This is a genomic window from Phytomonospora sp. NPDC050363 (genome assembly GCF_040655735.1).
In the GTDB taxonomy this organism is placed as follows: Bacteria; Actinomycetota; Actinomycetes; order Mycobacteriales; family Micromonosporaceae; genus Phytomonospora.
Map to the genome: position 1 here is coordinate 114,224 of NZ_JBFAKK010000003.1, position 15,053 is coordinate 129,276.

The following is a 15,053-nucleotide window of genomic DNA, read 5'->3' on the forward strand; positions in this document are numbered from 1 at the left end:
CGATCACAGGCGCCGCAGCGGATCCGGCGGCGCACCGCGCTCCTGGTCGAGGAGCCCGCGCAACTCGCCGACCCGCTCCTCGGACATCGAGGTGTAGACGAGGTGCGGTTCGTAGGGCGCGAGCCGTTCGATGACCTTGGCGTCGTCGGCCGCGTCGACCATCATCAGCACGTGTCCCGCGCCGGGAGGCAGTTCGCCGGCCATCCGCGCGACGAGTCGCTCGTCGACGCCGATGTGGTTGAGCTTGCCCAGCACTCCCCCGGCGGCCGCTCCCGCGGCCAGCCCGAAGACGGGTACCGCCGCCATCGCGCCGACGATGACTCCCGCGACGGCTCCGGTCGCGGCGTCCTTCGCCGAGAGGTGGCGGGAGTGCTTGACGTCGATGACGCCGGTGTCGCGCCTGGTCACCAGGGCGAGGTCCTCTAGCTTGATGAGGCCTTCGCTCTGCAGGAGGTCGATCGCGCTCATGGCGACCTGGGCGGTGGATTCGGCGCGGAATCCCAGTACGACGAGCTCTGACATGGATCCTCCGCTGATCGTCGGGGTGGGGTTCCATTGCATCAAGAGCGGGCCGCGCGGGTGGCCGCTCGGCGAAATCGGCTCGCGTGGGCGTGTGGCCGCTGCTAGGTTCCGCGCGTGAAGATCTCCCGTATCGACCTTTTCGACGACGCCGTGTTCAACGCCTGGCACGCCGCCGCGAGCGAGGGCGTCGGCGCCGGACGGCACGACCCGCCCCTCTACAGCGCGGCCCAGTCGGCCGTGGCCTACCGCGCGACCGATGGCCCCTACGACTACGAGTTGTACGGTGCGGTCGTCGACGGTGAGATCGTCGGTACCGTCCGCGTCGAGTTGCCCAAGCACGACAACCGGACGCTGGCCGACATCGAGGTCGCCGTGGTGCCCGCCCACCGTCGCCGGGGCATCGGTTCCGCCCTCTTCGAGCACGTCGCCGAGCGTGTCGCGGAGCTGGGCCGGACCAGCATTCTCGGTGTGGTCAACCAGCCCATAGGCGCCGACGAGGTGCCGGGTTACGCGTTCGCGAGCAAGTTCGGGCTGACGCGCCGCAACGTCGAGATGCGGCGGATCCTGCCGTTGCCGCTGCCCGAGGGGCTGCTGGACAGGCTGGAGGCGAAGGCGGCGGCGAAGGTCGGCGGGTATCGGTTGCACGCCTGGTCGGGCGCGTGTCCGGAGGAGTACGCCGAGCAGTACGCGAACCTGAAGTCGCTGCTGATGTCGGAGGCGCCGAACGGTGAGATGGATTATGAGCCGGAGGTGTGGGATGTGGCCCGCCTGCGTGCGGACGAGAAGAAGACGGAGGCGCAGGGGCGTGATCTGTTGACGGTCATCGCGGTCGCGCCTGGTGGGGAGATCGCGGGGCATACGCAGCTGGCGTTGACGCGGGAGGGGGAGAGCCGGGTGTATCAGTGGGACACGTTGGTGTTGCCGGAGCATCGGGGGCATCGTCTGGGGCTGGCGCTGAAGGTGGCGAACCTGCGGGCGCTGGTGGCGGGGTATCCGGGGCGGTCGGGTGTGGAGACGTGGAACGCGGTGCAGAACGGGCCGATGGTCTCGGTGAACCTGGAGCTGGGGTTCCGCGAGGTCGAGCGGTATGAGGAGTGGCAGCGGGGGTGAGCCGGTGGGGGTGGCGGGCGGGCGGCCGGGGACGGGGCCGGCCGCCGGGGCGGGCCGCTTTGCGCCGGGCGCCGGGTGCCAGCCAGTGCAGGCGCGATCCCGGGCCGGGGGACCCTGCCGCAGCGTCCCGCCCCGCCGCCACTGCCACCGGGTGTTCCGGCGTCACTCCACCCGGGCCACCACCGGCGGGTGTCACCGCACGCCGGGTCCGGAAGACTCAGGCGGGGTACTCGTCAGTTCGGGCGTCACCCCGGGCTGGGTCCGGAAGACTCAGGCGGGGTACCCGTCAGTTCAGGCGTCACCTCCGGCCGGGGCCGGCAGCTTCGCGCCGGGTACCCGCCAGTTCAGGCGTAACCAAAGCCCGGGGACCCGGCACCGGAGGAGGTGCCGCAGCCCGATCCCATGCCTGTCAGGAGGTTTCGTTAGCCTCCGACCAAGCAAGCACAGGAGTCAGGCGTCACCAGAGCCCGGGGACCCTGCCGCAGCGTCCCGCCCGGCCGTCACTGCCTCCGGGTGATCAGGCGTCACCCCACCCGGGCCACCACCGGCGGGTGTCACCGCACGCCGGGGCCGGCGGCTTTGCGCCGGGTACCCGGCAGACCACGCGGGGGACCCGTCAGTTCAGGCGTCACCCCGGCCGGGGACCCGGCACCGGAGGAGGTGCCGCAGCCCGATCCCATGCCTGTCAGGAGGTTTCGTCAGCCTCCGACCAAGCAAGCACAGAAGTCAGGCGTCACCCCAGCCCGGGGACCCTGCCGCAGCGTCCCGCCCCTCCGTCACTGCCACCGGGTGAGCAGGCCTCACCCCACCCGGTCCACCACCAGCAGGCGTAACCCCAGCCCGGGGACCCTGCCGCAGCGTCCCACCCTCCGCCACTGCCACCGGGCGTCCAGGCGTCACCCCACCCTGGTTCACCACCAGCAGGCGTTATCCCACCCTGGGGACTCTGCCGCAGTATGCCCCCGGCCGCAGTCACTCCCGCTCTGAGTTCTCGCCTCGCCCTCAGCTGCGCACACGGCCGGGGCTGCCAGTTCAGGCGTCACCCTTCCCGATCCATCCCGGCGGGCGTCACCTCAGGCCGGGGCCCTGCCTCAGCGTCCCGCCCGGCCGTCACTTTCCCGGGTGAACAGGTCTCACCCCACCCGGGCCACCCCGGCAGGCGTCATCCCGCTGGTACTCCTGCCGCAGCATCCCCTGGTCGCAGCCATTCCCGCTCTGAGCCCTCGCCCCGGCCACTGGCGCGCACACCGGCCGGGACCGCCAGCTCAGGCGGCACCCCAGCCCGGGCCTCCGCCCTTCAGGCGTCACCAACCGCCGGGCCGGCAGCTTCGCGCCGGGCACCCGTCAGCTCAGGCGTCACCCAGCCCGGGGACTTTGCCGCAGCCGGCTTGCTCACCAAGCCACTCTTGCCCTGCCCCGGCCCCGGCCCCGGCCCGCCCCGGTCCCAAGCCCAACCGCAACCCCCAACCGCAAGGTCAACCTCAGCCCTCAGCCCCCACCCCTCAGCCCTCAAGGTCAAGCCCCGGCCGGGGGCTTCGCCCCCCGCACCCCCACCGGAGCTCCGCCCCGGACCCCGCTGGGACTCCGTCCCAGACCCTGCTGGGAGGCTTCGCCCCCAGACCCCCACCAGGAACTCCGTCCCTGGACCCGGTCCTGCGCAGAAGGCTGCGGGCCGTTGACCTTCGGTCCTTGAGCGGCCGGCTTCGCCTCGGCCGCAAGTCGCTGACCGCCGGCCGCCGGCCGCCGGCCCGCCAGTCCTCCGGGCACCCGCCAGTTCCCGCCCACTGCAAGCCCTTCCACCCCCAGCCGCACCGGACCGCGTTTCCACCCCCTGCCCTCACCCGAAACCGCGGCTCCCCATCCCACCCCCTCCGAACCCTCGCCACACCCGCCCCCACCCAACACAACCGCCCCCGTCGGAGGCGGGGGCGGTTGCGTTGGGCGCGTTGGACGGTGTCCAACGCTTGTCCGGTGTGGGCTCTGCGTTCAGACCGTCGGTCTCTTCAGGTCTTCAGCGCCACTGGACCCTGGTCCTTTAGACCGTCAGCGTCCACGTGTTGATGTATCCCGTGTCGGCGGAGGCGGCGTCGCGGACCTGGAGTTTCCAGGTGCCGTTGGCGCCTTCGCCGGCGAGGTTGACGGTGTAGGTCTGGTTGATGTTGTCGGCGCTGCCGCCAGCCCTGTTGTGCAGGACGTAGGCGGTGCCGTCGGGGGCGATGAGGCTGACGACGAGGTCACCGATGTAGGTGTGCACGATGTTGACGGCGACCTTGGAGGTGCTGGACGGGGCGACGGTGCAGCCGGAGATGGCGACGGAGCTGGTGACCGTGGTGTTGTCCGGCACGGTGACGTCGGTGCCGTTGGTGGCGGACTTGCCGCAGCCGGGCTGGGGCGTGCCGACGAGGGAGTCGAGGCCGGCCTTGATGTTGGTGTACATGCCGGAGACCTGGCTGTAGACGCCGGGCTTACCGGGGCGGGCGCAGCCCTCGCCCCAGCTGACGATGCCGATCTGGACGGGGGTGCCGTTGACGTTCTTCGTCATCGGGCCGCCGGAGTCGCCCTGACAGGTGTCGACGCCGCCCTGCTGGAGGCCGGCGCAGATCTCTTCGGCGTCGATGAGGCCGGAGTAGCTGCCGCCGGCGGCCTTGCAGGTCGCGTCGCTGATGAAGGGGACCTGGGCCTTGAGGAGGTAGCGCTGCTGTCCGCCGCCTTCGGTGGCCGCGCCCCAGCCCATGATGTCGAAGGTGCCGTTGTCGTTGGCGCCGGTGGTCGCCAGGCCGAGCAGCGGGATGCCGGTGATGGGCGTGTTGAGCTTGATGAGCGCCCAGTCCTTGCCGTTGCCGTTGTAGCCGGGGGCCGAGTAGACGTAGGTCGACTGGCGGGTGACGCGGGCGGGGTCTTGGAGGTCCACGACACCGGCGGTCACGCCGATCGAGGTGTCGTTGCCGGTGCCGTCGACGCAGTGCGCGGCGGTCAGGACGACCTGGGGGTGGACGAGCGAGCCGCCGCATCCCATGGAAAGGCGGACCACCCAGGGGAATTCACCCTGCGCGGCCCGTGTGCCACCCACGACGTTGGTGCCGGGATCCGACGCCTGAGAGGGAGCGGAGGCGAAGCCAACCGCCAGCACACCGGTCAATGCGACCAGGGCGAGCCGCATTGCGGTCCGTAATGTCTTCCTCACGGAGAACTCCTTCGAGACACCGTTCGTGTCGCATCCATCGGTGGACGTGACCGTGACGGACTGCAAGGAACATAGCGGCAGTGAACAGGCTCGTCAATATCGAGAAACCTCAATGTCACCGTTGTTTTTGCGGGTATTCCCTTGTCTCACAGGAAGATTCGCTAAGCCCCTTTGTCGCATAGGGACGATGTCGGCGACGCGGAGTCGGCCCGCGCGACGACGACCGGAGCGCCGTCGCCGGGGGCGGCCAGGATGTCGGCCTCGACCCCGTAGAGGCTCTTGACCAGCCCGCTCGTGAGGACTTCGGCGGGGGCGCCCTCGGCGACCACGCGCCCGTCGCGCATCGCGATCAGCCGGTCGGCGTAGCGTGCCGCGGCGGCGAGATCGTGGACGACCATCAGCACCGTGCGGTTCCGTTTTCCGGCGATCTTCCGAATCAGTGAAAGAACCTCCACCTGGTGTCCGAGGTCGAGCGCGGAGGTCGGTTCGTCGAGGAGGACCACGGGGGTGTCCTGGGCGAGGATCATGGCCAGCCAGCAGCGTTGCCGCTGGCCGCCGGACAGGCGGTCGACGCGGCGGCCGGCGAGTTCGGCGACTCCGGTGGCGGCGAGAGCCTCGCGTGCGGCGGCCTCGTCCTGGCGCGACCACTGCCGGAAGAGTCCCTGGTGCGGGTGGCGGCCGTGCGAGACGAGTCCGGCGACGGTGATCGCCTCGGGTGCGACGGGGGACTGGGGCAGCAGCGCCAGATCCCTTGCCACGCGGCGGGGTGAGCGTGCCCAGACGTCGGCGCCGTCGACGGTGACCCGCCCGCCGCTCGGCTTGTGCAGGCGCGCGACGCAGCGCAGGAGGGTGGACTTGCCGCAGCCGTTCGGGCCGACGATCGCGGTCACCGTCCCCGGTGCGGCGACGAAGTCCACTTCGGACACGACCTCGCGCTTGCCGTAAGCCGCGCGCAGTCCTTCGACGGTCAGTTTCACCGGGCGCCCCCATTTCCATCGGCGGAACGTTCGGACAGTAGTACCCACAACAGAAAGGGCCCGCCGAGCAGGCTGGCCAGCACTCCGACCGGTACCTCGACCGGACCGAAGGCGCGGCCGAGGGTGTCGGCGCAGACGACCAGCAGCGCGCCGGTGAGCGCGGCGGTGACGACGGGAACCCGTGCGGCCCCGGCGAGGCGGCTCGCGACGATCGGCGCGGCCATCGCCACGAAGGCGACCGGGCCGCCGATCCCGACCGCCAGCCCGGCGAGGCCGACGGCGACGGCGAGCGCGTAGAGCCGCCAGCGGCCGGGGACGACGCCGAGGGTGGCGGCGGTGTCGTCGCCGAAGCGCAGCATGTTGAGTTTGCGAGATGCCAGCAGTGCCAGGGGAACGAGCACCGCGAGCCCGGCCAGCACGGGCAGGGCGACGTCGTAGCCGCGCGAGTTGAGATTTCCGATGGTCCAGCCCCATACGCCCCGGGCGACGTCGACCTGCTGCCGGGCGAGGATCAGCTCGGTGAACGCCTCGATGGTCACCGACAGCGCCAGGCCGACGACGAGGACCCGGTACCCCGCGGTGCCCATGCCTCCGGCGATGGCCACGACCAGGACCGCCGCGGCGATCGCGCCCAGCGGTCCGGCCCACCAGGCGCCGATCGAGGCGGTCGTGGAGCCCAGCACGGTGATGAGGACGCCGACGGTGGCGCCGTCGTTGACACCGACCAGGTCGGGTGTGGCGAGCCGGTTGCGCGCCAGCGTCTGGGTGAGGCAGCCGGCGAGCCCGAGGGCGGCTCCGGCGACCGCTCCGGCGATGACGCGGGGGAGCCGGAAGTCGAAGACCGTGCGGCGGGCGAAGGAGTTCTGTCCGCCGAAGAAGGCCTCGACGGCTCGCCAGCCGACGGTCCGGCCGTTGCCCACGGCGATCGAGGCGACCACGGCGAGCGCCAGCAGGACCACAATGGACAGCGCCACGACGGTGGCGCGTTTGGGGAGCAGCACCGAGCGCCCGCCGAGGCGCAGGGCGAGGGAGTCGGGCGGCAGCGTGCTCACGGCGCCGTCCGCAGGGTCATGGTGCGGTTGGAGCGGACCAGCCAGATCAGCACCGGGCCGCCGGCCACGGCGAGCAGGATGCTCACCGGCGCCTCGTAGGGCCGCACGACGAGGCGCGCGCCGAGGTCGGCGAGGATCATCACCAGGCCGCCCCCCACTGTGGACAGCCACAGCAGCACGGCCATCCGCGGACCGGCGACGGCGCGGGCGATGTAGGGCGCGAGCAGGCCGAGGAAGGCCACCGGACCGGCCAGGGCGACGGCGGCGCCGGTCAGCAGCGTCACGGCGACGGCCGCGCCGACCCGAACGCGGGTCGGGCGGTGGCCGAGTCCGGCGGCGACGTCGTCGCCGAGCGACAGCGCCGACATCGGCCGGACCAGCACGGCGGTGATGACCAGCGCGAGCGCCACGATCGGCAGCACCTGCAGGACCATGCGCGTCGTGACGCCCGACAGCGAACCCAGAACCCAGAAGCGGTAACGGTCGTAGCCCGCCGAGTCGCGGGTCAGCAGGAAGGCCGTGGCGCCCCGGAAGGTCGCCGAGAGGGCCGCGCCGGCCAGCACGAGCCGAAGAGGGGACGTGCCGCCGCGAAAGGCCGCGATGACCAGGACCAGCGTGCTCGCCGCCAGTGCGCCGAGCAGCGCGAGCGCGAGCAGCGCCGGGGCGCCGTCGGCCGACAGCAGGCTGATCCCGGCGACCACGGCGAGCGCGGCCCCGGCGTTCACGCCGAGCAGTCCGGTCTCGGCGAGCGGGTTTCCAGTCACTGATTGCAACAGCGCGCCGGCCAGTCCCAGCCCGCCGCCGACCACGAGCGCGGCGAGCGTCCTGGGCACGCGCAGGGTGTCGACGACCATGGCCACGTGTTCGTCGTTCACCCCGCCCAGCAGGTGTTTCAGGGCCGTGGCGGGCCCGACGTCACCGCCGCCGACCAGCAGGGAGGCGAGACATCCGGTGATCAACAGGAGTACGGGAAGTGCTGTGAGCACCCATATCCGAGCCTGTGGACGCGGTGGGTGACCACCTCGCGAGGGAAACATGAAGTGAGGCTAACCTAAGTTCGAGTCGAGAGTGCGGCCCGGCCGCACGACCCGACCACCCCCGTGTGTCCCCAGATCCGATGCGGAGAGCCAGATGCGAACGACCCGAACCCGGCGCGCCGCCGCCGTCACATTCGTCGCGGCCGCGATGCTCGCGCTCGCCGCGTGCGGCGGCTCCGGCGACGGTGAAGGCGGTGACGCCGCCGAGACCCGCAGTGTCACCGACGCCACCGGCGCCGAGGTGAAAGTCCCGGTCGAGCCGAAGAAGATCGTGGCCCTGTCCGAACAGGACCTCGACGGCCTCCTCGCTCTCGGCGTCAAGCCCGCCGGCACCGTCAACGGCCGCGGTCAGCAGACCCCGCCGGCTTACCTCGGTGACCTCACCGCCGGTATCGCGATCGTCGGCACCGTCGCCGAGCCGGCCCTCGACGCCGTCAACGACCTCGAACCCGACCTGATCCTGGCCGGCGGCGTCGCCGACGAGCAGCGCCTCGCCGCCCTTCGCGACATCGCGCCCACCGTGGTCACCTACAAGCCCGAGACCGACTGGAAGACGGCCTTCAAGAAGACCGCCGAGGCCGTCAACAAGTCCACCGCAGCCGACACCTGGCTGGCCGACTACGACACCGAGGCCGGCGACGCGAAGACCGCGATCGCCGCCCACGCCGGTGAGAGCGTCAGCATCATCCGCTGGAACCCCGACGGCCCGGTCGTCATGCTCAAGGACTCCTTCGCCAGCCTCGTCGTGCAGGACGCCGGGCTCGTGCGCCCCGACACCCAGCAGGACCCCGGATTCGCGCACACCGACGTGCTCGGCCTGGAGAACCTCGACAAGGCCGACGGTGACTGGATCTTCGCGGCCACCCTCCAGCCCGGCAGCGCCGAGGCGCTCACCGAAGCAAAGGAGACGCCCGCCTTCGCCGCTCTCGGCGCGGTGAAGGCCGAGCGCTTCGTCGAGGTCGACGGGACACTGTGGACCTCGCGCGGCGGACCGCTGGGCGCGCTGAAGGTCCTGGAGGACCTCAAGAGCAACCTGAGCGCCTGACCCCTACGGCACCGACAGAAGGGAAAGCCATGCCCGCCTCCCAGGCCAGGGTCCCCACCGACCGCGCCGCCCGCTACATCAAGCAGCTGTGCTCGCACTTCGACAAGAAGGCAAGCTCCGAGTGGGACGACCACAAGGGGCGGACCGTCTTCGAGTTCGGCACCTGTGACTACGTCGCCGAGGCCGATGCGCTGCTGCTCAAGGTCGAGGCCGCCGACGCCGAACTGCTCGGGCGCACCGAGTACGTCGTCGGCGACCATCTGACCAGGTTCGGAACACGCGACGAACTCTCCGTTTCCTGGCAGAGAATCTAGGGGCCGGCCGACAGACTGTTCACGCCGGCGTCGGTTGACGGCCCGACGCCTGCCACGCCGTGTACGGGCCTCCTCGCGACGGTAAGGGCGGCACCCGCCCCGTCCCATCCGCGAGGAGGCCCACCCTCATGTCCATCCACATCGGCCCCGGCGTGCGCAGGCGCGTCGTACTGGCCGCCGCCGGCGCAGGCGCGATCACGGTCGCCGGCGCGATCCCGGCATTCGCCGCCGCCGGCTACGAGATCCCGTCCAACCCCTTCACCCTCGGCGTCGCCTCCGGAGACCCCGACCACCAGGGCGTCGTCCTGTGGACCCGCCTCGCGCCCAACCCCCTCGCCGAGGACGGCATGGGCGGTATGGCCGACCGTTCGGTGAGCGTCTCCTGGGAGGTGGCCACCGACAGCCGCTTCCGGCGGGTCCTGCGCCGCGGCACGGTCCAGGCGACACCCGCCTGGGGCCACAGCGTCCACATCGAGGCCGACGGGCTCCCGCCCGGTCACGAGTACTGGTACCGCTTCAAGACCGGCAAGTGGGTCTCACCGGCGGGCCGGACCCGCACCGCGCCCCCTCCCGGGTCGATGCCCAAGTCGCTGAACATGGCCTTCGTCTCCTGCTCGCAGTACGAGCACGGCTACTTCACCGCCTACCGGCGGATGGCCGAGGACCACCCGGAGCTGGTGCTGCACCTCGGCGACTACCAGTACGAGTACAAGAAGGACAGTTACACCATCCCCGGCGGCAACATCCGCGACCACGAGGGCCCCGAGACCGAGACGCTGGCCAACTACCGGCAGCGCCACGCGCAGTACAAGACCGACCCGGACCTGCAGGCCGCGCACGCCGTCGCGCCCTGGGTCGTCGTCTTCGACGACCACGAGGTCGACAACAACTGGGCCGACGAGGTGCCCGAGAAGCCCGAGATCCCGCAGCCGAACTTCCTTGAGCGCCGCAAGGCCGCCTTCCGCGCCTACTACGAGAACATGCCCCTGCGCCGCACCTCGGTCCCCAACGGCATCGACATGCAGATCTACCGCCGCGTCCAGTGGGGACGGCTGGCGAACTTCCACATGCTCGACACCCGTCAGTTCCGCGACGACCAGGCCTGCGGCGACGGCTACCAGTCCTGTGCGGCCGCCGACGACCCCACTCGCTCGATCACCGGCGGCGAGCAGGAGGCCTGGCTCCTCGACGGCTTCCAGCGCTCCCGCTCGCGCTGGGACGTGCTGGGCCAGCAGGTCTTCTTCGGTCAACGCGACAACACCGCCGGGCCGGTGAAGAAGACCAGCATGGACGGCTGGGACGGCTACACCGCCTCGCGCCGCCGCATCACCGAGGGCTGGATCGACGCCGGAGTCCGCAATCCCGTCGTGCTGACCGGCGACGTGCACGCCCACTGGGTGAGCGACCTCAAACTCGACTACGACGACCCGACCGGGCCGACCGTCGGCTCCGAACTGGTGTGCTCCTCGATCACCTCGGGCGGCGACGGCGCCGACTCCGACCCTGCCGCGCACCCGATGATGCCCATCAACCCGCACCTGAAGTTCTACAGCGGCCAGCGCGGCTACGTCCGCACCCACATCACGCCGGACGAGATGAGCGCCGACTTCCGTGTCGTGCCGACGGTCTCGGCCGTCGGGAGTCCGGCGCACACCAAGGCCTCATTCGTCATCGAGGACGGAGTGCCCGGGGCGCGGCAGACCTACCTGCGCCCGGTGTCGGCCGAGGACGCGCGCACGCTCCAGTCGCCGCCGCTGGACGGCTTCTACGGCGACGGTGCCGACTACCTATAGCCACCGTCCGCACACCGCCGGGGCGCCGCGACTCCCACCGTCGCGGCGCCCCGGTCCTATTCGGACGGTTCAGATACTCACGACTCCCGGTTCGCCCCTGTCTCCAGGAGTGCGGGCAGGAAATCGCCGTGCACGCTGAACAACCGGGTGGCGGGCAAGTCGGCGACGGGTACCCATGTCGGCGCCACCGTGGCCGTAGACGGCGAAGCGCTGCACTTTCCTTCTGCCCCATCGCATCCGGCCAGCCTGCCAGGCCGCGGGTCATTCGCTTACTGGTGCTTCTGGTGCCGTAACACTCCCGTCACTATCCTGGCCAGACGAGTCGGCCGAAATGCGCCCGATTCCACCGCTAAGGAGCCCGTCCCCATGACTCCACGCAGATTCCGGGCGGTCGCGGCCCTCGCCGCCACCCTCCTCACCGCCGCGGTCTTAACCCACGCGCCGGCGCAGGCCGCCGAGCCGGCCGGCACCCCGGCGACGAACCCGGCGGCGCTGCTCGCGCCCGATGTCAACGTCGAGAACACCAAGGCCCACCTCCAGCAGTTCCAGAACATCGCAGCCGCCAACGGCGGCAACCGGGCCAGCGGCACCACCGGCTACGACGCCTCGGTCAGCTACGTCCAGCAGAAGCTCCAGGCGGCCGGCTACTCCGTCACCCTCCAGCCCTGCACCAGTTGCAACGGCAGCGATCCCAACGTGATCGCCGACTGGCCGGGCGGCGCGACCAACAACACCGTGATGCTCGGCGCGCACCTCGACAGCGTCCGCGCCGGTGCCGGCATCAACGACAACGCATCGGGCTCGGCGGCGCTCCTCGAAGCCGCGCTCACCCTGGCGGCCAACAGTCCGGGCCTGACGCGGCACGTCCGCTTCGCCTGGTGGGCCGACGAGGAGTCGGGTCTGCGCGGCTCGCAGTTCTACGTCTCGCGCTCCGGCACCGCCGGGATCACCGCCTACCTGAACTTCGACATGGTCGGCTCGACCAACGCCGGCTACTTCCTGACCAACCTCACCAGCACGCTCACCGCCTCGCTGAAGGGCCACTTCGACGCGATCGGCGTGCCGACCGAGGCGATGACCGAGTGCTGTAGCGACGACGGCCCGTTCCGCAACGCCGGTGTGCCCACGACGTTCCTGTCGACGGGCGCCTCGCGTGCCAAGACCACCGCGCAGGTCCAGAAGTGGGGCGGCACCGCCGGGGTCGCCTACGACTCCTGCTACCACTCCGCCTGCGACCGCTATCCGGCCAACATCAACGTCACCGCCATCGACCGCGCCGGCGACGCGATCGCCCGCGCGATCTGGACCCTCGCGGTCGGCGACGCTCCGCCGACGTTCACGATGGCGCTCAACCCGACGTCAGGGCAGGGCTCGGCGGGGCAGACGGTGACCACGACGGTGAGCACGCAGACCGGGTCGGGCGGCGCGCAGACGGTGACCTTCTCGTCCTCGGGTCTGCCCGCCAACGCCACGGCCCAGTTCACCCCGCCCTCGGTGACATCCGGTGGCAGCTCACAGTTGCAGATCACGCTGGGGAGCACACCGAGCGGCACGTATCCGATCACCGTCACCGGTACCTCGTCGACGGCCACGCGTACCGCCACCTACACGCTGACCGTCGGCACGGTCGGCGGCTGCACGGCCTTCACGCACCGCTTCAACGACAGCCTCACCGGCACCGGCAACACCGACTACATGCCGACGCCGAGCGGGTCCTTCCAGACGACGACCTCCGGCGCGCACTCGGCGTGCCTCGACGGGCCGACGGGCGTCGACTTCGACCTGTACCTGCAGAAGCTCAGTGGATCAACCTGGTCCAATGTGGCCCAGTCGACGGGATCCGGTCCCGATGAGAGCCTGAGCTACAACGGAACCGCGGGCACCTACCGCTACCGCGTCTATTCCTACAGCGGATCGGGCGCTTACACGATCGGCTTCAACCGGCCGGCCTGACCGAAGTACGCCTGACCGGCGCCGTGTCCCCCTGGGGCACGGCGCCGGTCGCCGTGTCCGCCCCCGTGTCCGCCCGATCGGACCTCCCCGAAAGGCGCGTCCACCTGCGATGCTGCGGTCTTCGGGCATCCCATCGAAACGACGTTTCCCTCGGCTCCGAGATTTTCGCATAATGTGACCCAGGTCACGTATCTGTGGCCCTCGCTGGTCCCTCTTTATAGGTGGAACGGCCATCCGGCCCACCAGGAAGCGACACGATCCTCACCGGGTCGCTGACGGGTGCTCCACATGGGGACTGCCGTGAGAGGGAAGACCACGGCGATATCGGGGGCTGGGGATGAGATGTGACGCTGTTGGCACGTGCTGGGGGACGTACACGCCACAGCGTCACATCTCATCCCGGGGATCTTGCTGACCTACCCTTCGATGGCCGCTCGCATGACCGATCTCAGGATGGAGCACCGAGGACATGAAGGTCCACTTCACCGGACGAACCCCTCGTCTCGGCGACCCCGACTCACGTCGGGACCGCTCCGCCGGAATCCCACCCATTCCGGCTCAGATACTCGACCGGCACCGGGCGCGCGTTCTCCGCCCGGGCGAAGCCGTGCTCGCACCGGGTGAGTCGACCCCGGGCAGCACGATCTACCGCTACGACCGCGTGATGCTCTGCCACAAGCTGCTCGGCAGCAGCGAACGACTGGCCGAGCTCGACGCCGCCATCGCCCTCCAGGGCGTGCGCGTCGAGCGCGACGACCACAACAACGGCGACCGGGTGCCCCGACGCTTCCAGCGCGCCCGGCTGACCATCGGCGACCGCGCGACGCCCGTCAGCGTCGACGCGTGGAAGACCGTCCAGAACCTTCGCGCGTCCGTCCACGGTGGGAGGTGCGACGCCGATCTCGCGGGCAGGGTTCGGCTGGAGCACATCCTCGTGGGCAGCGCGATCGGCGGGCCGGGGAGTTTGATCGGGCAGGGGGATGAATTCTGGCCTCGAGGAACCGGACCGTACAGCGGCCCGTTGTCCTACCCGGGGCGCGTGCCGGTCGATCTTATGGTTCCGATGCCACCCCGCAGGCCCGTTGACGCCCTTCCAGGCAAGCGGCGTCCGGTTGTCGCCGTTCTCGACACCGGCATTGCGCACGAGCACCCTGATCTCGACGTCTCCGAGGAGCAAGAGGGCGAGGACACCTTCGTCGTCGTCAACAGCGGCCTCCAGAAGCTTCTCACCGACAACGCCGACAATGACAGTCCGGTTCTCAAGGGCGCGTGGGATCAGCCGCACACCGAAGGCTCGCTGCTTGGGGACCTCACCTCCCACTTCGGGCATGGAACCTTCATGACCGGCATCCTCCGCCAGCTCGCGCCCGACTGCCAGGTGCGTTCTTACCGGGTCACTCACAACGACGGCCTCACCTACGAGAACGAGCTCCTGATCGCTCTCGACCACATCGCCGACGAGGCCGAGCGTGCCTGGGACGGCGACGACACCGTGAACCCCGTCGACATCGTGGTGCTTGCCATGGGCTACCCCGACGAGCACCCTGAGGACAGTCCGAAGGGGGGCCTGGCCAGCATGGTCAACCGCCTGGCGAACCTCGGTATCGCCGTGGTGGCCGCAGCCGGAAACTACTCGACGACCCGCCCGTTCTACCCCGCCGCCATGGCCGCCGTTGATCGCGAGCCGACCGCCGCGCCGGTTCTGAGCGTCGGCGCGCTCAACCCCAACGGTTCGGTGGCGATGTTCTCCAACGATGGTCCGTGGGTCACCTGTTTCGCTCTCGGTGCATCGATGGTGAGCACCTTCCCGGTATTCGAGGGTTCTTTGAATCCCGACCGCGAGAGCCGTGCACGCCGCCGCTTCCGCGAGAGCCTGGACCCCGACGACTTCAGCTCGGGCTACGCGATCTGGAGCGGCACTTCCTTCGCCGCCCCGGTGGTCGCCGCCAAACTGGCCGCGGCATTGACCACAGAGGACGTCACGGCCGGTGTCTCGGTCACTGACGCTCGATCGAGTGCCTACCGCCTGCAGGCGGCCGTGAAGGCAATCGGCGGATAGCGTCTCG

Annotated in this window: 11 protein-coding genes; 6 read left to right on the forward strand and 5 right to left on the reverse strand. The window is 70.5% G+C overall.

The features are described 5' to 3' along the window. Window positions 1–3: 3 nt before the first annotated feature. Window positions 4–522: a DUF1269 domain-containing protein gene (locus AB0I28_RS08605; RefSeq protein ID WP_357491049.1), complete on the reverse strand. Its 519-nt coding sequence runs from the start codon at window positions 520–522 to the stop codon at window positions 4–6. A gap of 114 nt (window positions 523–636) precedes the next feature. On the opposite strand from AB0I28_RS08605, the gene AB0I28_RS08610 reads away from it, so the two are divergent. Continuing rightward, window positions 637–1,632: a GNAT family N-acetyltransferase gene (locus tag AB0I28_RS08610; protein ID WP_357491051.1), complete on the forward strand. Its 996-nt coding sequence runs from the start codon at window positions 637–639 to the stop codon at window positions 1,630–1,632. A 2,035-nt stretch (window positions 1,633–3,667) separates the two neighbouring features. On the opposite strand, the gene AB0I28_RS08615 is transcribed toward AB0I28_RS08610, so the two are convergent. From AB0I28_RS08615 to AB0I28_RS08630, 4 genes are all read right to left on the reverse strand, one after another. Continuing rightward, the gene (locus AB0I28_RS08615; RefSeq protein ID WP_357491053.1) at window positions 3,668–4,816 is read right to left on the reverse strand and encodes a trypsin-like serine protease; all 1,149 of its coding nucleotides are present in this window, start codon (window positions 4,814–4,816) and stop codon (window positions 3,668–3,670) included. Window positions 4,817–4,977: 161 nt separating this feature from the next. After that, the gene (locus AB0I28_RS08620; RefSeq protein WP_357491055.1) at window positions 4,978–5,793 is read right to left on the reverse strand and encodes an ABC transporter ATP-binding protein; all 816 of its coding nucleotides are present in this window, start codon (window positions 5,791–5,793) and stop codon (window positions 4,978–4,980) included. Beyond that, window positions 5,790–6,845, reverse strand: coding sequence for an iron ABC transporter permease (locus tag AB0I28_RS08625; protein WP_357491057.1), 1,056 nt, complete (start codon window positions 6,843–6,845; stop codon window positions 5,790–5,792). Before AB0I28_RS08625 ends, AB0I28_RS08620 begins: the two co-directional genes overlap by 4 nt. Beyond that, window positions 6,842–7,804: an iron ABC transporter permease gene (locus tag AB0I28_RS08630; protein ID WP_357491058.1), complete on the reverse strand. Its 963-nt coding sequence runs from the start codon at window positions 7,802–7,804 to the stop codon at window positions 6,842–6,844. The genes AB0I28_RS08625 and AB0I28_RS08630 overlap by 4 nt, the downstream gene beginning before the upstream one ends. Window positions 7,805–7,976: 172 nt before the next feature. On the opposite strand from AB0I28_RS08630, the gene AB0I28_RS08635 reads away from it, so the two are divergent. The 5 genes from AB0I28_RS08635 to AB0I28_RS08655 all read left to right on the forward strand — a co-directional run bounded on the left by AB0I28_RS08635 (window position 7,977) and on the right by AB0I28_RS08655 (window position 15,046). Then, on the forward strand, window positions 7,977–8,927 hold the full coding sequence (locus AB0I28_RS08635; protein WP_357491060.1) for an iron-siderophore ABC transporter substrate-binding protein: 951 nt from the start codon (window positions 7,977–7,979) through the stop codon (window positions 8,925–8,927). Between the two features lie 29 nt (window positions 8,928–8,956). Then, window positions 8,957–9,241 carry a DUF2218 domain-containing protein gene (locus tag AB0I28_RS08640; protein ID WP_357491062.1) on the forward strand — a complete coding sequence of 95 codons (285 nt, stop codon included), beginning with the start codon at window positions 8,957–8,959 and terminating at the stop codon, window positions 9,239–9,241. Between the two features lie 128 nt (window positions 9,242–9,369). Next, window positions 9,370–11,034 (forward strand): alkaline phosphatase D family protein, encoded by a 1,665-nt coding sequence (locus tag AB0I28_RS08645; RefSeq protein ID WP_357491064.1) that lies wholly within the window; start codon window positions 9,370–9,372, stop codon window positions 11,032–11,034. A gap of 366 nt (window positions 11,035–11,400) precedes the next feature. After that, on the forward strand, window positions 11,401–12,987 hold the full coding sequence (locus tag AB0I28_RS08650) for a M28 family peptidase (protein ID WP_357491066.1): 1,587 nt from the start codon (window positions 11,401–11,403) through the stop codon (window positions 12,985–12,987). 469 nt (window positions 12,988–13,456) lie between these two features. Then, on the forward strand, window positions 13,457–15,046 hold the full coding sequence (locus AB0I28_RS08655) for a S8/S53 family peptidase (protein ID WP_357491068.1): 1,590 nt from the start codon (window positions 13,457–13,459) through the stop codon (window positions 15,044–15,046). Window positions 15,047–15,053 lie beyond the last annotated feature (7 nt).